Source organism: Azospirillum oryzae (assembly GCF_900177515.1).
Lineage (GTDB): Bacteria > Pseudomonadota > Alphaproteobacteria > Azospirillales > Azospirillaceae > Azospirillum > Azospirillum oryzae_A.
Window position 1 is genome coordinate 780698 of the sequence record NZ_FXAK01000002.1, and the last position, 19277, is coordinate 799974.

The 19277-nt window shown below is 67.8% G+C and carries 20 protein-coding genes; 17 read left to right on the forward strand and 3 right to left on the reverse strand.

Annotated features, from left to right (window positions below; genetic code table 11):
- Window positions 1-36: 36 nt before the first annotated feature.
- Both B9N97_RS06550 and fliG read right to left on the reverse strand, forming a co-directional pair.
- Window positions 37-1050 carry a TRAP transporter substrate-binding protein gene (locus B9N97_RS06550; protein WP_085084743.1) on the reverse strand — a complete coding sequence of 338 codons (1014 nt, stop codon included), beginning with the start codon at window positions 1048-1050 and terminating at the stop codon, window positions 37-39.
- Between the two features lie 252 nt (window positions 1051-1302).
- Complete coding sequence (gene fliG / locus B9N97_RS06555; protein WP_085084489.1) at window positions 1303-2325, reverse strand: flagellar motor switch protein FliG; 1023 nt, start codon at window positions 2323-2325, stop codon at window positions 1303-1305.
- 171 nt (window positions 2326-2496) lie between these two features.
- Between fliG and B9N97_RS06560 the strand changes: the two genes are divergently transcribed.
- From B9N97_RS06560 to B9N97_RS06620, 13 genes are all read left to right on the forward strand, one after another.
- The gene (locus B9N97_RS06560) at window positions 2497-3198 is read left to right on the forward strand and encodes an MORN repeat-containing protein (protein ID WP_085084491.1); all 702 of its coding nucleotides are present in this window, start codon (window positions 2497-2499) and stop codon (window positions 3196-3198) included.
- 139 nt (window positions 3199-3337) lie between these two features.
- On the forward strand, window positions 3338-4231 hold the full coding sequence (locus B9N97_RS06565) for a MurR/RpiR family transcriptional regulator (protein ID WP_085084493.1): 894 nt from the start codon (window positions 3338-3340) through the stop codon (window positions 4229-4231).
- Window positions 4232-4272: 41 nt separating this feature from the next.
- On the forward strand, window positions 4273-5118 hold the full coding sequence (locus B9N97_RS06570) for a D-amino acid aminotransferase (protein WP_085084495.1): 846 nt from the start codon (window positions 4273-4275) through the stop codon (window positions 5116-5118).
- Window positions 5115-7028 (forward strand): ABC transporter ATP-binding protein, encoded by a 1914-nt coding sequence (locus tag B9N97_RS06575; protein WP_085084497.1) that lies wholly within the window; start codon window positions 5115-5117, stop codon window positions 7026-7028. The genes B9N97_RS06570 and B9N97_RS06575 overlap by 4 nt, the downstream gene beginning before the upstream one ends.
- A gap of 23 nt (window positions 7029-7051) precedes the next feature.
- The gene (locus B9N97_RS06580; protein WP_085084499.1) at window positions 7052-8584 is read left to right on the forward strand and encodes a glutathione ABC transporter substrate-binding protein; all 1533 of its coding nucleotides are present in this window, start codon (window positions 7052-7054) and stop codon (window positions 8582-8584) included.
- Between the two features lie 217 nt (window positions 8585-8801).
- Entirely contained in the window at window positions 8802-9722 is a 921-nt protein-coding gene (gene gsiC, locus B9N97_RS06585) for a glutathione ABC transporter permease GsiC (protein ID WP_085084501.1), read from the forward strand.
- Complete coding sequence (locus B9N97_RS06590) at window positions 9719-10615, forward strand: ABC transporter permease subunit (protein ID WP_085084503.1); 897 nt, start codon at window positions 9719-9721, stop codon at window positions 10613-10615. Before gsiC ends, B9N97_RS06590 begins: the two co-directional genes overlap by 4 nt.
- Window positions 10590-11669, forward strand: a complete 1080-nt coding sequence (locus tag B9N97_RS06595; RefSeq protein ID WP_085084505.1) for a DmpA family aminopeptidase — start codon at window positions 10590-10592, stop codon at window positions 11667-11669. The genes B9N97_RS06590 and B9N97_RS06595 overlap by 26 nt, the downstream gene beginning before the upstream one ends.
- Complete coding sequence (locus B9N97_RS06600) at window positions 11666-12499, forward strand: M55 family metallopeptidase (RefSeq protein ID WP_085084507.1); 834 nt, start codon at window positions 11666-11668, stop codon at window positions 12497-12499. Before B9N97_RS06595 ends, B9N97_RS06600 begins: the two co-directional genes overlap by 4 nt.
- 11 nt (window positions 12500-12510) lie before the next feature.
- Window positions 12511-13470, forward strand: coding sequence for an isoaspartyl peptidase/L-asparaginase family protein (locus tag B9N97_RS06605; protein WP_085084509.1), 960 nt, complete (start codon window positions 12511-12513; stop codon window positions 13468-13470).
- Window positions 13471-13571: 101 nt separating this feature from the next.
- Entirely contained in the window at window positions 13572-14522 is a 951-nt protein-coding gene (locus tag B9N97_RS06610; protein ID WP_085084511.1) for a zinc-dependent alcohol dehydrogenase family protein, read from the forward strand.
- Between the two features lie 26 nt (window positions 14523-14548).
- Complete coding sequence (locus B9N97_RS06615) at window positions 14549-14989, forward strand: CopD family protein (protein ID WP_143266389.1); 441 nt, start codon at window positions 14549-14551, stop codon at window positions 14987-14989.
- A 49-nt stretch (window positions 14990-15038) separates the two neighbouring features.
- Window positions 15039-15518, forward strand: coding sequence for a VOC family protein (locus tag B9N97_RS06620; protein WP_085084747.1), 480 nt, complete (start codon window positions 15039-15041; stop codon window positions 15516-15518).
- Window positions 15519-15743: 225 nt separating this feature from the next.
- On the opposite strand, the gene B9N97_RS06625 is transcribed toward B9N97_RS06620, so the two are convergent.
- Window positions 15744-16466, reverse strand: coding sequence for an SDR family NAD(P)-dependent oxidoreductase (locus B9N97_RS06625; RefSeq protein WP_244560578.1), 723 nt, complete (start codon window positions 16464-16466; stop codon window positions 15744-15746).
- 90 nt (window positions 16467-16556) lie between these two features.
- Between B9N97_RS06625 and B9N97_RS06630 the strand changes: the two genes are divergently transcribed.
- The 4 genes from B9N97_RS06630 (at window position 16557) to B9N97_RS06645 (ending at window position 19269) form a co-directional block, all read left to right on the forward strand.
- Window positions 16557-16949 (forward strand): winged helix-turn-helix transcriptional regulator, encoded by a 393-nt coding sequence (locus B9N97_RS06630; protein ID WP_085084515.1) that lies wholly within the window; start codon window positions 16557-16559, stop codon window positions 16947-16949.
- Window positions 16950-17145: 196 nt separating this feature from the next.
- Window positions 17146-17343: a hypothetical protein gene (locus tag B9N97_RS06635; protein WP_085084517.1), complete on the forward strand. Its 198-nt coding sequence runs from the start codon at window positions 17146-17148 to the stop codon at window positions 17341-17343.
- Between the two features lie 147 nt (window positions 17344-17490).
- The gene (locus tag B9N97_RS06640; RefSeq protein WP_085084519.1) at window positions 17491-18345 is read left to right on the forward strand and encodes a cell wall hydrolase; all 855 of its coding nucleotides are present in this window, start codon (window positions 17491-17493) and stop codon (window positions 18343-18345) included.
- A 222-nt stretch (window positions 18346-18567) separates the two neighbouring features.
- Window positions 18568-19269, forward strand: coding sequence for a CBS domain-containing protein (locus B9N97_RS06645; protein WP_085084521.1), 702 nt, complete (start codon window positions 18568-18570; stop codon window positions 19267-19269).
- The last annotated feature ends 8 nt before the right edge of the window (window positions 19270-19277 follow it).

Sequence of the window (19277 nt, forward strand, 5' to 3'; positions counted from 1 at the left end):
GCTGCCGGCCGGGTCCCCTATGCTTTGCCTGCGGCCTTACTTGCGATAGGCGGCGACGATGGCCTCGCCGTCGGCGCCGGCGGCCTTGATCCATTCCTCGGTCATCGTCTTGCCGATGGCGGACAGGCCTTCCTTCAGCTTCTCGGATGGCGGCAGCACCTTCATGCCGTTGTCCGACATGGTCTTGTTCAGCTCGGCCGTCTTCTTCTCCCAATCGGCCCAACCCTTGGCCTCGGCCTTGGCCGCGGCGTCCTGGATCGCCTTCTGGGTGTTGGCGTCCAGACCCTTCCACACCTCGGAATTGATGAACACCATGTTGCGCGGCAGCCAGGCCTGGACGTCGTAATAGACCTTCACGAAGTCCCAGGCCTTGGTGTCGACGCCGGTGGCGGCGGAGGTGATCATGGCGGTGACGATGCCGGTGCCGAAGGCCTGCGCGACCTCCGCCGCCTCGATCTTCACCGGGATGGCGCCGGACAGCTCGGCGATGCGGGTGGTCGCCGGGTTGTAGGCGCGGAACTTCTGGCCCTTCAGCCCCTCGACCGACTGGATCTCGTCCTTCACATACAGGCCCTGCGGCGGCCACGGAATCGAATAGAGCAGTTTCAGGCGCTGGCGCTCCAGCTTCTTCTCAAGGAAGGTCTTGGAGACGTCGTACAGCTTGTGCGCGGCCTTGAAGTCGGTGGCGAGGAAGGGCACGGAATCGAGACCGTAGAGCGGATCCTCGTTCGCCCAGGAGCTGATCAGCACCTCGCCCAGCTGGGCCTGACCGGACTGGACCGCGCGCTTGATCTCCGGATGGCGGATCAGCGAGCCGTTGGTGTGGACGGTGATGTTGACCTTGCCGTTGGTGGCCGCCTTCACGTCGTCGGCGAACTGCTTCACCACGACGGTGTGCAGGTTCGTGTCCGGATAGGGGGTCGGCATGTCCCAGGTCTCGGCCGCGGCGGCCAGCGGCCCGGCGGCGACGACGCCCAGACCCAGCAGGCCGGCGACCACCGGACCGGCGATCCGGCGGGTGAGACGGGATTGCAGCGTGTCAGCGGTCATGATGTTCGGAAGCTCCCTGATTGTTGGCCGAAACGGCAGCCGCCGGCCTTCCGGCCGGTCGGGCGGGAGCGGAAAGCGCAATTCCGGAACGGTCATGTCCCGGAACGGTGGCCCCCCGATCCCGCCCTTATACGGAACCCAAAGGTTCACCGTTCCGCGCCGTCCGTCAAACGTCCTGTGAGGGAGGCGGAAAAATTCAGCTCTGTCCGCAGCTTATCGGCGAGAAAGCCCTTGCCGGTCAGTTGATGCCGGTCAGTAGATCAGCTCGTTCTCGCCGCTGCCTTCGGCCAGGACCAGCTCGCCGCGGGCGGCAAGGTCCTTCGCCAGCTGCACCATGTACATCTGCGCCTCGTCCACGTCGCGCACGCGCACCGGACCCATCGCCGCCATGTCCTCGCGCAGGATCTTCGCCGCACGCTCGGACATGTTGGAGAAGAACAGGTCCTTCAGCGACTCCGACGCGCCCTTCAGCGCGGTGCCCAGCTTCTGCTTGTCCACCGTGCGCAGCATGGTCTGGACGCCGGTGGGGTCGAGCTTCGACAGGTCTTCGAAGGTGAACATCAGCGACTTGATGCGCTCGGCGCTGTCGCGGTTGCGTTCCTCCAGCGCTGCCATGAAGCGGTGCTCGGTGGTGCGGTCCAGCCCGTTGAAGATCTCCGCCAGCATCTCGTGGCTGTCGCGCCGGCTGGTGCGGGCGAGGTTGGTCATGAACTCGGTGCGCAGCGTGCGCTCCACGTCATCCAGAACCTCCTTCTGCACCGCCTCCATGCGCAGCATGCGCATGATGACTTCCATCGCGAAGCTTTCCGGCAACTGCGCCAGCACGCGGCCGGCATGGTCGGAGCGGATCTTCGACAGGACGACTGCGACGGTCTGCGGATATTCGTTCTTCAGGTAGTTGGACAGCACCGATTCGTTCACGTTGGTCAGCTTGTCCCACATGGTGCGGCCGGCCGGACCACGGATGTCCTCCATGATCTGGTCGACCTTGTCCTTCGGCAGGGTCTTCAGCAGCAGCCGCTCGGTCGAATCGAAGGAGCCGACGACGGTGCCGCTCGACGACATCTGCTCGGCGAATTCGACGAACAGGCGCTCGATCAGGTTGGCCGACACCGTGCCCAGGTTCGCCATCACCTGGGACAGCTCCTTGATCTCCTCGTCGTCCATCAGCGAGAACAGCTTGGACGAATGCTCCTCGCCCAGCGCCAGCATCATGATGGCGGCCTTTTCCGGGCCGGTGAGGGTCCGGTAGTCCTCACGAACCTTCTGAGCCATTGCTACCCTTCATGATGCGCGGTTCCGATGATGCGCGATCATTGCGGCAAACATCGTTAACAAACGATAAGGAACACGCTAGGGACGTTGCGAAAGGGCAGGTCCGGAACCGAATCCGGGCGGGGCGGTTGGAGGGTGCAGCCCCAACCTCCCGCGCGAAAGGTGGCGTCCATGCCTGCCCGTGCCGCCCTTCTGCTGCCCTGTCTCGGGGCCGTCCTGTCGGCAATGCTGCCGGGCTCCGCCCTGGCGGAACGGGCGGTGACGACGGAGGGATCCGACTGCCGGGTGTGGGACCAGTATCCCGACCGGCGCAAGACGATCCGCTGGTCCGGGGCATGCCCCGGCGGCTGGGGGAATGGTCCCGGCGTGCTGAGCTGGTCCTACGACGGCCGCTATGACGGGCAGGTGGAGGGCACGCTGGTCGACGGTCGGCTGGAAGGGCGGGCGCGCGTGACCTGGCGCGACGGACGCCGCCTAGACGGAAACTTCCGCGACGGGCTGGTCTCCGGGCAGGCGACCCATGTCTGGCCCGACGGGCGCGTTTATGAGGGGGAGTGGAAGGACGACCGCCGCACCGGCTTCGGCACGCTCACCTTTCCCAGTGGAAACAAGTATGTCGGCCGCTTCCACCGCAACCGACCGACCGGGCCGGGCGAGTTCGTGACGGCCGATGGAGGGCGCTACCGGGCACGGATCGATGCCGGCGGCAAAGTCAGTGCCGACGCCCCGCTGGACCGCCGGCCGCAATCGGCCGAGGCCCCGTCTGCCGCGGAGCCCGACCCCGCTTCGCCGCCGTCCCGAGCGGGCCGGCCGCAGAAGCTGGAAGAGTGGCTGAACCAGCCGGATCAGGTCCTTCGAGAGCGGTCGCGGTAAGGGGCAATCTCCCTCTTCCCCCCCGGACTCCGGCCCACCGCATACGCCACTATGTGAAAATGGATTTACAGGAATATGCCGATCCTGTAACTCTATCGACATAGAAGGCGGCGCTGACGCTGCGAAGGGGGAGCGGGGGATGGAGCCACCCATTCAGACGGGATCGCTGCTGATCCGCATGCAGAATTGCCAGCAGCAGCTTCCGGCGGCGCTTGCCAAGGTCGGGGCCTGGGCGCTGGCCTATCCCTTCCGCACCGCGACGCTGAAGATCGGCGAACTGGCGGCGGCGGCCGAGGTCTCCGTCGCGTCGGTCAACCGCTATGCCCGCTTCCTCGGCTATGACGGCTATCCGGAATTCCGCGAGGATCTGCTGCGCGCCTTCGAATCCACCTTCGCGCCGGTGGAAAAGCTGCGCGTCGCCGTGCAGCGCGACACCTCGAATGCCGAGATCATGCGGGAATCGCTGGCCAGCGACGCCGTCAACATCACCCGCACCATGGATCTGCTGCAGCCGGAGCAGTGCGAGGCGGCGATCCGCCTGATCCGCGATGCCGGCCGCGTCGTGGCGCTTGGCCTCGGCGACAGCGCCTATCTCGCGCTGTTCCTGACCGACGTGCTGGAGCCCTATGTCGACAATGTCCACGAAGCCATCGAGTTCGCGGGCACCGAGCGCACCATCCGCCGGCTGATGACGATGAAGCCCGGCGATCTGGTGATCGCCATCACCTCGCCGCGCTATTCGCGCCGGACCATCGAGCATCTGCAGCTGTGCCGGGAGCGCGGGGCGAAGGCCATTGCGCTGACCGACGCGCCGGACAGCCCGATCGTTCCGCTGGCCGACGTCACCCTGCTGGCCGGGGCCGACCATGGCGTGCGCCACAGCTCCCCCACCGGGCTGATGGCGCTGATCGTGGCGCTGGGCACCGCGCTGTCGCGCTCCCGCCCCGACAGCGTCCATCAGGCCGCCGACATGGCCGAACGCATCCTGCCCTACTTGCACGTCGTGCCGAAAAGCAAGCAGCCGACGGATTGAGCCGGGCTTTCCCTTCCACGCGACAAAGAAGCCGAAAAGCGATGACGATCTCCTATTGGAACGGGCGTTACCTGCCGCTGGACGAGGTCCATGTGTCGCCGCTGGACCGCGGTTTCCTGTTCGCCGACGGCCTCTATGAGGTGACCGCCGCCTACAATGGCCGCCTGTTCGAGCCGGAGGCGCACGTCGCCCGCCTGCAGCGCGGCATGTCGGAACTGCGCATCGACTGCGCCCTGTCGGCCGGCGATTGGCTGGCGATCATGGAGCGGCTGGCCACGGAGTCCGGCATCGACGGCGACCTGACCGTCTACCTGCAGGTCACCCGCGGCGCAGCATCCAGCCGCGGCCATGCCTTCCCGGCCGGCGTCACCCCGTCGGTGTTCGGCATGGCCAGCCCGCTGAAGCGCCCGCCCGCCTCCTGGCGCGACCAGGGCGTCGCCGCCATCACCATCCCCGACATCCGCTGGGGCCGCTGCGACCTGAAGACGGTGGCGCTGCTCGGCAGCGTGCTGGCGCAGCAGGCGGCGACAGACGCCGGGGTGGTCGATGCGCTGCAACTGCGCGACGGCAAGGTGACCGAGGGCGCCGCCACCAACATCTTCGTGGTCAAGGACGGCGTCATCGCCACGCCGCTCAAGGACAACCGCATCCTGGAGGGCATCACCCGCATCGTCGTCCTACGGCTGGCCGCCGAGGCCGGCCTGCGGCTGGAGGAGCGCGACATCCCGGCGGCGGAGCTTGAGTCCGCCGACGAGATCTGGATCGCCAGCACCACCAAGGAGATCACCCCCGTCACCAGCCTGAACGGCAAGCCGGTCGGCAGCGGCGCGCCGGGCATGGTTTGGCGCCGCATCTTCGCGCTGTTCGCCGAAAGGCTCGGGCGATGAGCAGCGCTGCGGCTGCCGCAAAAGCGGTCGACACCGCGCCGGCCCTGCTGTCGGTGGAGGGGCTGAGCGTCGCCTTCGACGGCGAGCATGGCCCCGTGCGCGTGGTCGACGACGTCAGCTTCACCGTGGCGCCGGGCGAGACGGTTGCCATCGTCGGCGAGTCCGGCTCCGGCAAGTCGGTGACCTCGCTGGCGCTGATGCGGCTGGTCGATTATGCCGGTGGCCGCATCGTCGGCGGGCGCATCCGCTTCAAGGGCCGCGACGGGCGCGAACGCGACCTCGCCGGCCCGCCGGCCGAGGCGCTGACCGACATGCGCGGCAACGACATCGCCATGGTCTTCCAGGAGCCGATGACGTCGCTGAACCCGGTCTTCACCATCGGCGACCAGATCGCCGAGGCGGTGATGCTGCACCAGGGTCTCGACCGCAAGGCGGCGCGGGCGGAAGCCCTGCGCATGCTGGAGAAGGTCCGGATTCCCGAACCGGCCCGGCTGCTCGACCGTCACCCGCACCAACTGTCGGGCGGCATGCGCCAGCGCGTGATGATCGCCATGGCGCTGTCCTGCCGGCCGTCGCTGCTGATCGCCGACGAGCCGACCACGGCGCTGGACGTCACCATCCAGGCGCAGATCCTGCGGCTGATCCGCCTGCTGCAGGACGAGATGGGGATGGGCGTCATCTTCATCACCCACGACATGGGCGTGGTGGCGGAGGTGGCCGACCGGGTCGTCGTGATGTGGCGTGGCCGAAAGGTGGAGGAGGGGCCTGTCGAGCGCATCTTCCAGGCGCCCCAGCACCCCTACACCAAGGCGCTGCTGTCCGCCGTGCCGAAGCTGGGCGCGCTGCGCGGCCAGGATCTGCCGATCCGCTTTCCCCTGCTGGTCGTGGACGAGGCCAAGGCGGAGGCCACGCCGCCGGCCCCGCCGGTGCAGGACACCGTGCGCGCCACCGACGCGCCGCTCTTGGAGGTGCGCGATCTCACCACCCGCTTCGACGTGCGCAAGGGCATCTTCGGCTCGCTGAAGGCCCGCGTCCATGCGGTGGAGAAGGTCAGCTTCGCCGTCCGTCCGGGCGAGACGCTGGCCCTGGTCGGCGAGTCCGGCTGCGGCAAGTCGACCACCGGCCGCACCATCATGGGACTGCAATCGGCCACCTCCGGCACCATCCGCTTCGACGGCACCGACACCGCGACGCTGGATTCCAACGGACAGGCCAAGCTGAAGGAAAAGATCCAGTACATCTTCCAGGATCCCTTCGCCTCGCTGAACCCGCGCATGACCGTCGGCTTCAGCGTCGCCGAGCCGATGCTGGTCCATGACTATGTGCCGACGGCAAAGCCCGGCCTGTCGCGCCGCCGCGCCATCGAGGAGCGGGTCGCCGAACTGCTGACCCAGGTCGGCCTGAAGCCGGAACACGCGCGCCGCTATCCCCACGAATTCTCCGGCGGCCAGCGCCAGCGCATCTGCATCGCCCGCGCGTTGGCCTGCGACCCCAAGCTGATCATCGCCGACGAGGCGGTGGCGGCGCTCGACGTGTCGATCCAGGCGCAGATCGTCAATCTGCTGATGGAACTGCAGGCGAAACGCGGCCTGTCCTACCTGTTCATCAGCCACGACATGGCGGTGGTGGAGCGGGTCAGCCACCGCGTCGCGGTGATGTATCTCGGCCAGATCGTCGAACTCGGCCCCCGCCGGGCCGTGTTCGAGAACCCGCAGCACCCCTACACCCGCCGCCTGATGGCGGCGGTGCCGATCGCCGATCCCAGCCGCCGCACCCGCGACCTGCGGCTTCTGACCGGCGAGATCCCCAGCCCGATCCGCAACCTCGGCGACGAGCCGCTGGTCCAGCCCCTGGTGCCGGTCGGCGAAGATCATTTCGTCGCGCGCCACGCCGTGGGCGGCGATTTCTGAACCAAAAAACAGGGAGTTCTCACGTGAAGCGTTTTGCCCTTCCCCTGCTGGCCGGCCTGCTCGCCGGCACCGCGCTGGCCGGTCCGGCCTTCGCCGCCAAGGATCTGGTCGTCGGCATCCCCGACAACATCACCACGCTGGACCCGGCCGACATCAACGACACCCTGTCGCAGTCGGCCAGCCGCACGATGATGCAGGGCCTGTTCGGCTTCGACAAGGACATGAAGCTGGTGCCGCTGCTGGCCGAGAGCTTCGAAGTCAACGACACCGCCACCGAATACACCTATCACCTGCGCAAGGGCGTCACCTTCCATGACGGCACGCCCTTCAACGCCCAGGCGGTGAAGACCAATTTCGACCGCCTGTCCAACCCGGCCAACCGGCTGAAGCGCCAGAGCCTGCTGGCGATGCTGGCCGAGACGGTGGTGGTCGACGACTACACCGTCAAGCTGAAGCTGTCGCAGCCCTTCGGCGCGCTGAACAACAACCTCGCCCATCCCGGCGCCATGATCCACAGCCCGAAGGCGCTGGAGACCTTCGGGAAGGAGATCGGCCGCCATCCGGTCGGCACCGGCCCCTACAAGTTCGTCAGCTGGGAAGCGGATACGCTGAAGGTCGAGAAGAACGACAAGTACTGGAAGCAGGGCCTGCCGAAGATCGACCACGTCACGCTGAAGAGCGTGCCGGAGAACGGCAGCCGCATCGCCATGCTCCAGACCAACGAGGCGCAGTTCATCTATCCGCTGCCGCCCGAAATGGTGAAGATGGTGGAGGCCAACACCCAGTTGGAGGTCATCGACGCCCCGTCGATCATCGCCCGCTATGTGGCGATGAACACCATGAAGAAGCCGTTCAACGACCCGCGCGTCCGTCAGGCGCTGAACTACGCCATCGACAAGAACGCCTACGCGAAGGTGGTCTATCGCGGCTATGCCGGGCCGCTGGATTCGGCGATCCCGTCCAAGCTCGGCTTCCACGTCACCCAGCCGAACCAGTACACCTACGACCTCGCCAAGGCGAAGGCTCTGCTGGCCGAAGCCGGCTATCCGAACGGCTTCGAGGCCGAGATGTTCGGCCGCAACAGCACCAACTTCATCCGCGGCATGCAGTTCGTCCAGCAGCAGCTGTCGCAGATCGGCGTCAAGCTGACCGTCACCCCGCTGGAGGCCGGCGTCGAGACCGCCCGCGTCTGGGGCGTCGAGAAGCCGGAGGATGCCACGGTGCAGATGCAGTATGGCGGCTGGTCGGCCTCGACCGGCGACGCCGACTGGGGCCTGCGCCCGCTGCTGTGGGGCAAGGGCTTCCCGCCGAAGTTCTTCAACGTCGCATATTATAAGAACGACACGGTCGATGCGGCCATCGAGACCGGCATCGGCACCGCCGATACCGCCAAGCGCGCCGAGGCCTACCGCGTCGCCCAGGAACAGATCTGGAAGGACGCGCCGTGGATCTTCCTCGGCGTCGAGAACCTGCTGGCCGGCAAGTCGAAGAAGCTGACCGGCTTCTACTACGTCGCCGACGGCGGCCTGCAGATGGAAGAGGCCGATCTGCAGTGATGTGAGTGTGGCGCCAGTCGTCATTGCGGCTGGCGCCGCATTGCCCCCTCCCTAACCCTCCCCCACCTGCGGTGGGAGAGGGAACTTCGCCGCTCTACCACTTGCCCCCTCTCTCGCGATCGGACCGGCCTTCGGCCGGCCGAGAGCGGGGGAGGGTTGGGGAGGGGGCATTCGAAGCCGACACCCCACCCAGGCCCTCCACCAGGACCTCCGCCCCATGCTGAAATATCTCGTCGGCCGTCTTGCCGGCATCCTGCCGGTTCTGCTGGTGATTTCCGTCTTCGTCTTCGGCTTTGTCCATCTGCTGCCGGGCGATCCGGCGCGGCTGGTCGCCGGGCCGGATGCGACGCAGCGGGACGTCGAACTGGTGCGCCAGGATCTCGGCCTCGACCAGCCGCTGTGGGTGCAGTATGGCCGTTTCCTCGGCAATGCGGTGCAGGGCGAGTTCGGGCGGTCGATGAAGTCGAAGCGGCCGGTGTCGCAGGAGATCGGCGAACGCTTCATGCCGACCTTCTACCTCACCGTGGTCGCCATGGTCTGGGCGACGCTGGCCGGGCTGCTGATCGGCGTCGCATCGGCGACGAAGCGCGGGCGCTGGCAGGACCATGTCGGCATGGTGGTCGCCGTGTCGGGCATCGCCTTCCCGTCCTTCTGGCTCGGTCTGCTGATGATCGACCTGTTCTCGGTCAAGCTCGGCTGGCTGCCGACCAGCGGATACGGCACCTGGCAGCATTTCGTCATGCCGTCGCTGACGCTCGGCCTCGGCGTCGCCGCGGTGATGGCGCGCTTCACCCGCTCCGCCTTCATCGAGATCGCGCGCGAGGATTACGTCCGCACCGCGCGGGCCAAGGGCGTTCCGGCCCGGCTGGTGGTGTGGAAGCACACGCTGCGCAACGCGCTGATCCCGATCATCACCATGGTCGGCCTGCAGTTCGGCTTCCTGCTCGGCGGGTCGATCGTGGTGGAGACGGTGTTCTCCTGGCCGGGGCTGGGCCGGCTGCTGGTGGATAGCGTCAATTACCGCGACTACACCGTCATCCAGGCCGAGATCCTGCTGTTCTCGCTGGAGTTCATCATCATCAACCTGCTGGTCGACGTGCTGTACGCCCTCGCCAACCCCGAGATTCGCTACTCATGACCACGACAGACGCAACCGGCGTGGCCGCCGGCCAAGATACGGGCCACGAAGCCGTCCGTTCGCCGCTGCGCGAGTTCTGGCGCAAGTTCCGGCGCAACCGCACCGCCATGGCCGCCGGAATCTGTCTGCTGGCGCTGGCGCTGGCGGCGGCGGCGGCACCCTGGATCGCGCCGTTCGATCCGGCGGCCTTCGATTACGACCGCATCCTTGAAGGCCCGTCCATCGACCATTGGGCCGGCACCGACGCCTATGGCCGCGACATCTTCAGCCGCATCCTGTGGGGTGCGCGCATCTCGCTGTCGGTCGGTCTGCTGTCGGTGCTGCTGGGCGGGGCGGCCGGCGTGGCGCTGGGGCTGATCGCCGGCTTCCGCGGCGGCTGGATCGACAGCCTCATCATGCGCATCTGCGACGTGCTGCTGGCCTTCCCCGGAATCCTGCTCGCCATCGGCATCGTCGCCATCCTGGGGCCGGGCATCGAGAACGTCATCTATGCGGTGGCGATCTTCAGCGTGCCGGTCTTCGCCCGCCTCGTGCGCGGCAGCACGCTATCCTTGAAGCGCGCGGTCTATGTCGATGCCGCCCGCGCCATCGGCGTGCGCGACCGGCTGCTGATGGTCCGCCACATCCTGCCGGGCACGCTGCCCAGCGTGATCGTCTATGTCTCCATGCGCATCGGCACCTCGATCCTGACGGCGGCGAGCCTCAGCTTCATCGGTCTCGGCGCCCAGCCGCCCAGCCCGGAATGGGGCGCCATGCTGGCCGACGGGCGCAGCTACATCGGCGTCGCCAGCCATGTCACCTTCTATCCCGGCCTCGCCATCTTCCTGACGGTGCTGGCCTTCAACCTGCTCGGCGACGGACTGCGCGATGCCCTCGACCCCAAACTGCGCTGAGCCGGCCAAGCGCGCGCGGGCCTTCGGGCTCGCCTGCGGCCGGCTGACGCCGGGGCCGCGCAACGCCATCACCGATGTTCCGGGCGTGCGCGTCGGCCATGTCACATTGGATGAGGGCGCCGTCCAGACCGGCGTCACCGCCATCCTGCCCCATGCCGGCAACCTCTACCGCGACAAGCCCGTCGCGGCGGCGGAGGTGCTGAACGGCTTCGGCAAGAGCGTCGGGCTGATGCAGGTGGAGGAACTCGGCGCGCTGGAAACGCCGATCCTGCTGACCAACACCCTGTCGGTCGGCACCGTGTCCACCGCCCTGGTCCGCCACGCCATCGCGGCCAACCCCGACATCGGCCGCACCACCGCCACGGTCAATCCGGTGGTGATGGAGTGCAATGACGGCCCGCTGAACGACATCCAGGCGCTGGCGGTGACCGAGGCGCATGCCGCCGCCGCCCTTGCCGCTGCCCTTACCGAGCCCGACGGCGCTGAGGTCGCTGTCGGATCGGTCGGCGCCGGGCGCGGCATGTCCTGCTTCGGCTTCAAGGGCGGCATCGGCACCTCCTCGCGCCGCCTCAAGCTGGACGGCAAACGCCATCATCTGGGCGTGCTGGTGCTGGCGAATTTCGGCCGGCCGGGGGAGCTGCGCCTGCCCGACGGCCGCCGCATCGCCCCGCAGGTGAGGGACGATGCGCCGGAGAAGGGCTCCGTCATCGTCATCGCCGCCACCGACGTGCCGCTCGACCATCGCCAGCTGCGCCGGGTGATCCGCCGCGCCGGGGTGGGGCTGGCACGGGTGGGGTCCTTCTGGGGCCATGGCAGCGGCGACATCGCGCTGGGCTTCACCACCGCCAACCGCATCGACCATGACGAACGGGCCGACATCGTTGCCCTGCGCATGCTGAACGAGCGCCGCATCGACAGCCTGTTCGAGGCGATGGCCGACGCGACGCAGGAGGCCGTCCTCGACGCGCTGGCCGCCGCCACGCCGGTGATCGGCCGCGACGGCGCCACCCGGCCCTGCCTGTCGGAAGCACTCACCTCCGGGAGCACAGAGTGAAGATCTACATCTCCGCCGACATCGAAGGGGTGGCCGGCGTCGTCTCCCAGCAGCAGGTGACGCCGGGCAACCCCGAATACGAGCGCGCCCGCCGCCTGATGACCGCCGAGGTCAATGCCGCCATCGAAGGCGCGCTTGAAGCCGGGGCGAGCGAAATCCTGGTCAACGACAGCCACGGCCCGATGGTCAACCTGCTGCCGGACGAGCTTCACCCGGCCGCCGAGCTGATCCTGGGCCGCCCCAAGCCGATCGGCATGTTCGCCGGGCTGGAGCCCGACGCCGCGGGCGTCATGTGCGTCGGCTTCCACACCTCCGCGCGCCAATACGGCATCCTCGCCCACACCACCAACAGCTTCGCCTTCGGCCGCGTCCGGGTGAACGGGCTGGAGTTGGGGGAGGCCGGCAATTACGGCGCCTATGCCGGCGAGATCGGCGTGCCGGTGATCCTGCTGAGCGGCGACGACCGCTTCGCCGCCGAGATGGAACCGCTGTTCCCGGCGTCCGAGCGCGTGGTGGTCAAGAAGGCGCTCGGCCAGCGCGCCGCCCGCTCCGTCGCGCCCACGGTCGCCCGTGACCGCATCCGCGCGGCGGCAACCCACGCCGTCCGCCGGGCCTCCAACATCCCGCCTTTCCGCGTCCCGCCACAGAGCGAAGGCGCGCCTTACCGGCTGGAGATTGAGATGACCAGCCCGGCGCTGGCCGATCTGGCCTCGCTGATCCCGGTGTCGGACCGCCTCGACCCCGTCACCATCCGCCTGCCGGCCGCCAGCATGGCCGCCGTTCTCGGCTGGATCAACACCCTGTCGGCCATGTCGGCCACACTGCGCTGAGACCCGCAACCATGCCCTTCACCCACCCGCAGCCCTTCGCGCTGGCCGTCCATGGCGGCGCCGGCACCATCAAGCGCAGTGCCCTGACCCCGGCCCTGACCGAGGGCTATCACGCCGGCCTGCGCCGTGCGCTCGCCGCCGGGCACGAGGTGCTGGCCGACGGCGGCAGCGCGCTGGATGCCGTCACATCCGCCGTGATGGCGCTGGAGGACGAGCCGCTGTTCAACGCCGGCCGCGGCGCCGTCTTCACCGCCGAGGGCAAGCAGGAGATGGACGCTGCCATCATGGACGGCCGCGACCGCGCCGCCGGTGCGGTGGCCGGCCTGTTCGGCCCGCGCAACCCCATCCTGGCCGCCCGCGCGGTGATGGAGCACACGGAGCATGTCCTGCTGATCGGCGAGGGCGCGCTGGATCTCTGCCGCCGCCAGGGTCTGGCGATGGAGGACGCCCCCTATTTCTTCACCCAGCCGCGCTGGGACGCCCTCCAGGCCGAACTGGAACGCCGCCGCTCCGGCGCCCCCGACGATGGAGACGAGCAGCGCCGCCACGGCACCGTCGGCGCCGTTGCCCGCGACCGCGACGGCAACCTCGCCGCGGCGACCTCGACCGGCGGCATGACCGCCAAGGCCAAGGGCCGCGTCGGCGACAGCCCGGTGTTCGGCGCCGGCACCTTCGCCGACAACATCACCTGCGCCGTTTCCGCCACCGGCCACGGCGAGCATTTCATTCGCCGCTGCGCCGCCCACGAGATCGACGCCCGCATGCGCTGGGCCGGCCAGAGCCTGGAGCGCGCCGCCGGCGACGTGGTGGACGAACTGGGCGTGATCGGCGGCTCCGGCGGCCTGATCGCCATCGACCGCGACGGCCGGGTGGCGCTGCCCTTCAACTGCTCCGGCATGTACCGCGGCGCCATCGGGCCGGAGGGGCTGCCGATGACGGCGATCCACCGCGAGGAGTTCCGCATCGGCTGACATTCCGACGGGAAAGTCCCCTTTCCCCCGCTGGACAGCCGGGAGCCGGCGTCCCACGTTGCTGCTTCTCCAGTGCAAAGCCCGGAACGGAGGATGACGGCATGCGTGCGATGGTGATTTCGCGGTTCGGCGGTCCCGACGTGTTCGAACTCCAGGACCGGCCGCGTCCGGTCGCGGGACCGGGCGAGTTGCTGGTGCGGGTGGTGGCGTCGGGCACCAACCCGGTGGACGCCAAGATCAGGCAGGCCGGCAGCTGGGCCGGGATCCCCTTTCCGGCGGTGCTGGGCTACGACGTGTCGGGCGTGGTGGAGGAGGTCGGTCCCGGCGTGACCGGCTTCAAGGCCGGCGACGAGGTGTTCTACACGCCGGAGATCTTCGGCAACCCCAACGGCAGCTATGCCGAGTACACCGTCGCCGTCGCGTCCATCGTCGCGCACAAGCCGCCCGGCCTCAGCCACATCGAGGCGGCGGGCATCCCGCTGGCCGGCGGCACGGCGTGGGAGGCCATCGTCCGCCGTCTGGCGGTGCGGCCGGGCGAGACGGTGCTGATCCATGGCGGGGCCGGCGGAGTCGGCAGCTTCGCCATCCAGTTCGCCAAGGCGGCCGGCGCCCGCGTGCTCGCCACTGCCAGCAAGGCCAACCACGAGGCGATGCGCGATCTCGGCGCCGACGTGACGCTTGATTACCGCGACACGGACGTGATGGACCAGATCCTGCGCGAGGCGGGCGGGGCGGGGGTGGACGCCGCCTTCGACACCGCCGGCGGCAATGTGCCGATGAGCACCCATGTGACCCGCCCCTTCGGCCGCATCGCCACCATCCTGCCGCCGACCGGTGACCTCGACGCGCTCTATGTGAAGAACCAGACCCTCTACGGCACCTTCCTGACCCGCGAGGGCGCCCGCCTGCGCGAGATGGCGCCGCTGTTCGAGCGCGGGCAGGCCAGGGTGATCGTCGACGAAGTCCTGCCGCTGGAGCAGGTCGGCAAGGCGCATGAACGGCTCGATTCCGGCCACGGCCGCGGTAAGATCATCCTCCAACTGGGCGCCTGACGCCCGGACGAGGCAGTCGAGGGGCGGTGGCCGTGTATATCTGGCTGATCGGGCTGCATGTCGCCGCGGTGACGGTGTGGATCGCGGGCATGTCCGTCGCCGCCATCCTGATCAGCGCCCTGGATCCCGTGACCGCCGCCGAGCCGGGACCGGCCCGCGTCCTCCGCGCCGCCTTGCGCTGGGACCGCCGCGTGACCTCCCCGGCGATGGGGTTCGCCTGGATTCTCGGGCCCGCACTGGTGGTGATCGGCGGCTGGGGCTTCGAGCCGTGGCTGGTGGCGAAGGTCGCCATCGTCATCGCCCTCTCCGCTCTGCACGGCAAGCTCGCCGCCGCACTGCGCCGGATGGCCGAACAGGATCCCGCTTCCGCTGTCCACCCGGTTTCCCCGCTGCTGCGGTTCTCCCCGCTGGCGGTGATCGCCGGGGTCATCGCCATCGTGACGCTGGTGGTGGTGAAGCCTTATTGAACACGGTATGGTGTCGGACCGGGAGGATTCCAGCGCGAAAGGACACGCCATGGCCGTCGCCAAGACCACGATCTGCCTCTGGTACGACAAGGACGCCGAGTCCGCCGCCCGCTTCTACGCCGAGACCTTCCCCGACAGTGCCGTGCTCGCCGTCCACCGCGCCCCCGCCGACTACCCGTCCGGCAAGGCGGGCGACGTGCTGACGGTCGAGTTCACCGTCGCCGGCATCCCCTGCCTCGGCCTGAACGGCGGCCCGGCCTTCACCCACAGCGAGGCCTTCTCGTTCCAGATCGCCACCGACGACCAGGAAGAGACCGACCGCTATTGGACCGCCATCGTCGGCAACGGCGGCCAGGAGAGCGCCTGCGGCTGGTGCAAGGACCGCTGGGGCATCTCCTGGCAGATCACGCCGCGCGTGCTGACCGATGCGCTGGCGGCGGGTGGGGACGAGGCGAAGCGGGCGTTCGAGGCGATGATGGGGATGACGAAGATCGACGTGGCGGCGATCGAGGCGGCGCGGCGGGGGTGAGGGGGCTGTGGGGATGCGGTGGAGGTGTGTCGGTTTGTGACCCGAAGCGGACGGTTCACGACGGGTGGATGGGTTCGTCGAGAACAGAGGCGCTAACATGATCGCACTCGGTGTTCCGTGACTTTTTTCGACGTTGAACGGCTTCAATTTAAAGTCAGCCTGTCATTGAGCGCGTGTTGCTGTACCCGACCTATTCGAGATCGGGTACACCTTTTCAAAAGACCCTTAGACCTGCCGCAAGCCACCGTCGACGCACAGTTCAGCACCGGCGATGTAGCTTGCGTCATCGCTCAATAAGAACAAGGCGGCCGCAGCCACTTCTGAAGGCCGTGCCATACGACCCATCGGAATCGGAGCGACAATTGCCGCGCGGGTGTCTTCCGCAACAGCAGCCATCATCTCCGTATCCGTGGGGCCGGGTGCAACGACGTTGACCCGAATACCTTTGGGTGCGAGTTCTGCCGTCCAAGTTCTGGCGTAGGATCGAACGGCCGCTTTGGTTGCGCAGTAGGTTCCATAACCCGAGTAGCCCGCGCTCCCGGCTATGGACCCGACGAGGACGACCGAGCTGCCTTCTGTCATTGCGGGGAGCGCTGCCTGGAGGCCGAACACCATCCCTCGGACGTTGACGCCAAAATGGCGGTCGAAGTGGCCCGGAGTTATTTCGGCGATCTGCGAAGGCTCGGAAAGACCTGCATTCAGAACGAGCGCGTCAATACGACCGCATTCTTTTCGAACTTTCTCAACAGCCTCCACCAAATCTTCCGGAGAGCTTGCGTCAGCGGTAATGCCGACCGTGCCATTGCCGATGCCTCTGGCTGCCTTTTCAGCATCTTCACCTCTACGACTGGTGATGAAGACATTTGCTCCTTCGGCAGAAAGCCGCTCAGCAATCGCTAGGCCGATACCCTTTGCGCCACCGACGACCAAAGCCACTTTGTTATTCATTCGAGCCATCGTAAGTCCTTTCACTGAACGGTCTCGACATGATATGCGCTGTATACCTGATATCAATTACGCACCTGGAATAGCCTAGATATGGACCAGTATACCGACCTGGAGGCACTTTCTCATCGCGCGCTTTGCGACATGGCGCAGGTTCGTCCGGTGCTCGACAAGATCGCTGACAAATGGACGATCCTGATACTGACAGTGATCTGTCCGAAACCTGCGCGGTTCAACGAACTCAAGCGGCGTCTCGATGGGATCACTCACAAGGCTCTGGCCGATGCTTTGAAGAGGCTTGAGCGGAACGGCCTTGTGACGAGAACCGTACTCCCAACACAGCCAATTGGCGTGGAATATGCGATCACTCCACTAGGCCATTCACTGCGGGAGCCGTTTGAAGCGTTGTGCTTGTGGGCAAAGGCCAACGGCGACAAGATCGAGGCAGCCACGCTGAGCTATGACAACACGGCAAATCGTCGTTGACGGCTTCCCTGTGTCCGCTCCTGGCGCATAACAGACTCTCCCTCCGCTCCCATATCATCCCGAATGCACGCCACCGAGTGCTCCGGTGCTCTCTCCGGTAGCCTTTGCACCACCGGTTTCGCGCAGGGCAGCGTCGCAACCTTGCGCCCCACCTCCTGTTTGCTGGGTCTTCACCCAGACCCACAAGGAGTCCTTCATGCCCAGCACCCCCGAGTCCCGCACCCCGGAATCCACCACCGACCGCACCGAAGACCGCAAGTCCGGTCAGGCCCAGGTGCCGAAGCCGCCCTCCCGTGCCGAGGTCGAGGAGATCAGCCGTTCGCAGGAGTATCTAACCGACGACTGGACCGGCGACGGCGGCAAGCCGGACGGGTCCGGCCGCTCTCCGGCGTGAACGGCGGCGGGGCGGACCCTTCCGGGGCCCGAACGGCGTACATCCTCCGCCCTCAGGCTTACGCTGTCTGAGAGGTGGACGAATCAGGGAACTTGCCGTCCGCCCTCCTGTCGAAGGAAGTCCCCTTCCGAAGCCGGAGTGACCGGGATGCGCAATCTCCTTCCAGCCCTGATGCTCGCGACCGCTCTGATGCCCGCCGCCGCCGGCGCGCAGGTCATCGATGCCGGCGACGCCGCCTGCCGGCCGGGCGACAGCGGGTGTGCGCGGTTCGTCGGGGACGTGAAGGGGGGAACGCCGAAACGCGGCGGCGCCAAGCAGCCGGTCGTCATCGGCGCGTCGGTCTACATGCTGACGCCCTGGCAGGCGGAGCGGGAGCGCCGCTGTCTGGCCCTGGCCGGCTGGGCCGAGGCACGCGGGGAGGGGGCCGACGCCATGGCGGCGGTGATGTGGGTGGTCGCCAACCGCGCCTCCTCGGCCGACCAACCGTCGCTGCCCTGCCGGGTCGTCGTCGCCGCCGGCCAGTTCGAACCCTTCGCGGTGCCGCCGGTCGAGCCGAAGACGCGGGAAAAGCACGGCAAACAGGCGAAGCAGCGGGAGAAGGCCGCCGAACAGGCGAAGCTCGCCGCCGACCCGCGTGTCGAGGCGCGGCGCATCCTGGCGGAGATCCACCGGCAGGCCCGCGTCATCCGGGCGGGCGGCATGCCGTCCTGGCCGAAGCCGCGCCTCGCCCCCGACCAGGACGCTCTGCGCATCGCGCGGGGGCTGGCCTGGAGGCTGAACGACGACGATCTGCCCGATCCCACCGCCCGCGCCTCGCTGTTCTACAGCCCACCGACGCAGGCGGCGCTCCGCCGCCAGAAGCCGGACTGGGCCGAGGCGCGGCTGCACACCGCCTCCATCGGCGGCCATGCCTTCTACCGCTATCCCGCCCCGCCGGCCGATGCGCCCACCAACACGCCTGCCGATCCGATCGCCACGCTGGTGGCGGAAATCAGCGAATAATTGACGGAATTTTCCGGGTCTACGTAGAGTAAGGCGCCGCCCGTTCAGAAATACCGGAATGTCCGCTAACTCTCTGAAATTGCGGATAGGTTTCCGGTATTTTCCACCATACGGAAAGCCGCTTCGCGAATTGCTGCAGATCAATCGCCGTGGTCTGTCGATCTCCTAGGCTGTGCTTGTCGAACGACATCATAGCCAACGATTTCGAAGGGGAGAGAAACCATGAAGGCAGTCGATCTCATGACGCCGCGCGTCATCACCATCGGCCCGGATGCGACCATCGCCGATGCCGCCCGCAAGATGCTGGAAAACAACATCAGCGGCATGCCCGTAGTCGATGCGGCCGGCAAGGTGGTGGGGATCATCAGCGAAGGCGACCTGCTGCGCCGGGTGGAGCTGGGGACGGAGCGTCATCGCTCCTGGTGGCTCGGCATGGTGTCGGGCGGCACCCTTCCGGCGGAGGACTTCATCAAGTCGCACGCCCGCAAGGTCGCCGACGTGATGACCAGCCACGTCACCACGGTGGACGAGAACGCCACGCCGGAGGACGTCGTGCGCCTGATGGAGACGCGGCGGATCAAGCGCGTGCCGGTGGTGCGCCATGGCGCCCTGGTCGGCATCGTCAGCCGCGCCAACCTGCTGCGCGCGCTGGCCAGCGTCGCCCCGGACACCCCGGCCGCCGCGCCCGACGACCGCGCGCTGAGGGAGCGGGTTGCCGCCGCCGTCAGGGAGGTATCCTGGGATTCGCGCTCGCACGACGCCATCGTCGTCCGCAACGGGGTGGTCCAGCTCTGGGGTTTCGCCAGCAGCGGATCCCAGCGCGACGCCGTCCGCGTTGCGGCCGAAAGCGTCCCCGGCGTCAAGGCGGTGGAGAACAACATCCAGGTCGTCGACGCGGCGGAAAGCGGCGCCTGGGGGCTGTGATCCCGATG

Bases quoted from the DNA above. Each gene is read 5' to 3' on its own strand.
- B9N97_RS06565 (WP_085084493.1), top strand. From the start codon at position 3,338: ATGGAGCCACCCATTCAGACGGGATCGCTGCTGATCCGCATGCAGAAT.
- B9N97_RS06575 (WP_085084497.1), top strand. From the start codon at position 5,115: ATGAGCAGCGCTGCGGCTGCCGCAAAAGCGGTCGACACCGCGCCGGCC.
- B9N97_RS06635 (WP_085084517.1), top strand. From the start codon at position 17,146: ATGCCCAGCACCCCCGAGTCCCGCACCCCGGAATCCACCACCGACCGC.
- B9N97_RS06630 (WP_085084515.1), top strand. From the start codon at position 16,557: ATGGACCAGTATACCGACCTGGAGGCACTTTCTCATCGCGCGCTTTGC.
- fliG (WP_085084489.1), bottom strand. From the start codon at position 2,325: ATGGCTCAGAAGGTTCGTGAGGACTACCGGACCCTCACCGGCCCGGAA.
- B9N97_RS06640 (WP_085084519.1), top strand. From the start codon at position 17,491: ATGCGCAATCTCCTTCCAGCCCTGATGCTCGCGACCGCTCTGATGCCC.
- B9N97_RS06610 (WP_085084511.1), top strand. From the start codon at position 13,572: ATGCGTGCGATGGTGATTTCGCGGTTCGGCGGTCCCGACGTGTTCGAA.
- B9N97_RS06570 (WP_085084495.1), top strand. From the start codon at position 4,273: ATGACGATCTCCTATTGGAACGGGCGTTACCTGCCGCTGGACGAGGTC.
- B9N97_RS06595 (WP_085084505.1), top strand. From the start codon at position 10,590: ATGCCCTCGACCCCAAACTGCGCTGAGCCGGCCAAGCGCGCGCGGGCC.
- B9N97_RS06625 (WP_244560578.1), bottom strand. From the start codon at position 16,466: ATGAATAACAAAGTGGCTTTGGTCGTCGGTGGCGCAAAGGGTATCGGC.
- B9N97_RS06645 (WP_085084521.1), top strand. From the start codon at position 18,568: ATGAAGGCAGTCGATCTCATGACGCCGCGCGTCATCACCATCGGCCCG.
- B9N97_RS06605 (WP_085084509.1), top strand. From the start codon at position 12,511: ATGCCCTTCACCCACCCGCAGCCCTTCGCGCTGGCCGTCCATGGCGGC.
- B9N97_RS06560 (WP_085084491.1), top strand. From the start codon at position 2,497: ATGCCTGCCCGTGCCGCCCTTCTGCTGCCCTGTCTCGGGGCCGTCCTG.
- B9N97_RS06550 (WP_085084743.1), bottom strand. From the start codon at position 1,050: ATGACCGCTGACACGCTGCAATCCCGTCTCACCCGCCGGATCGCCGGT.
- B9N97_RS06590 (WP_085084503.1), top strand. From the start codon at position 9,719: ATGACCACGACAGACGCAACCGGCGTGGCCGCCGGCCAAGATACGGGC.
- B9N97_RS06620 (WP_085084747.1), top strand. From the start codon at position 15,039: ATGGCCGTCGCCAAGACCACGATCTGCCTCTGGTACGACAAGGACGCC.
- gsiC (WP_085084501.1), top strand. From the start codon at position 8,802: ATGCTGAAATATCTCGTCGGCCGTCTTGCCGGCATCCTGCCGGTTCTG.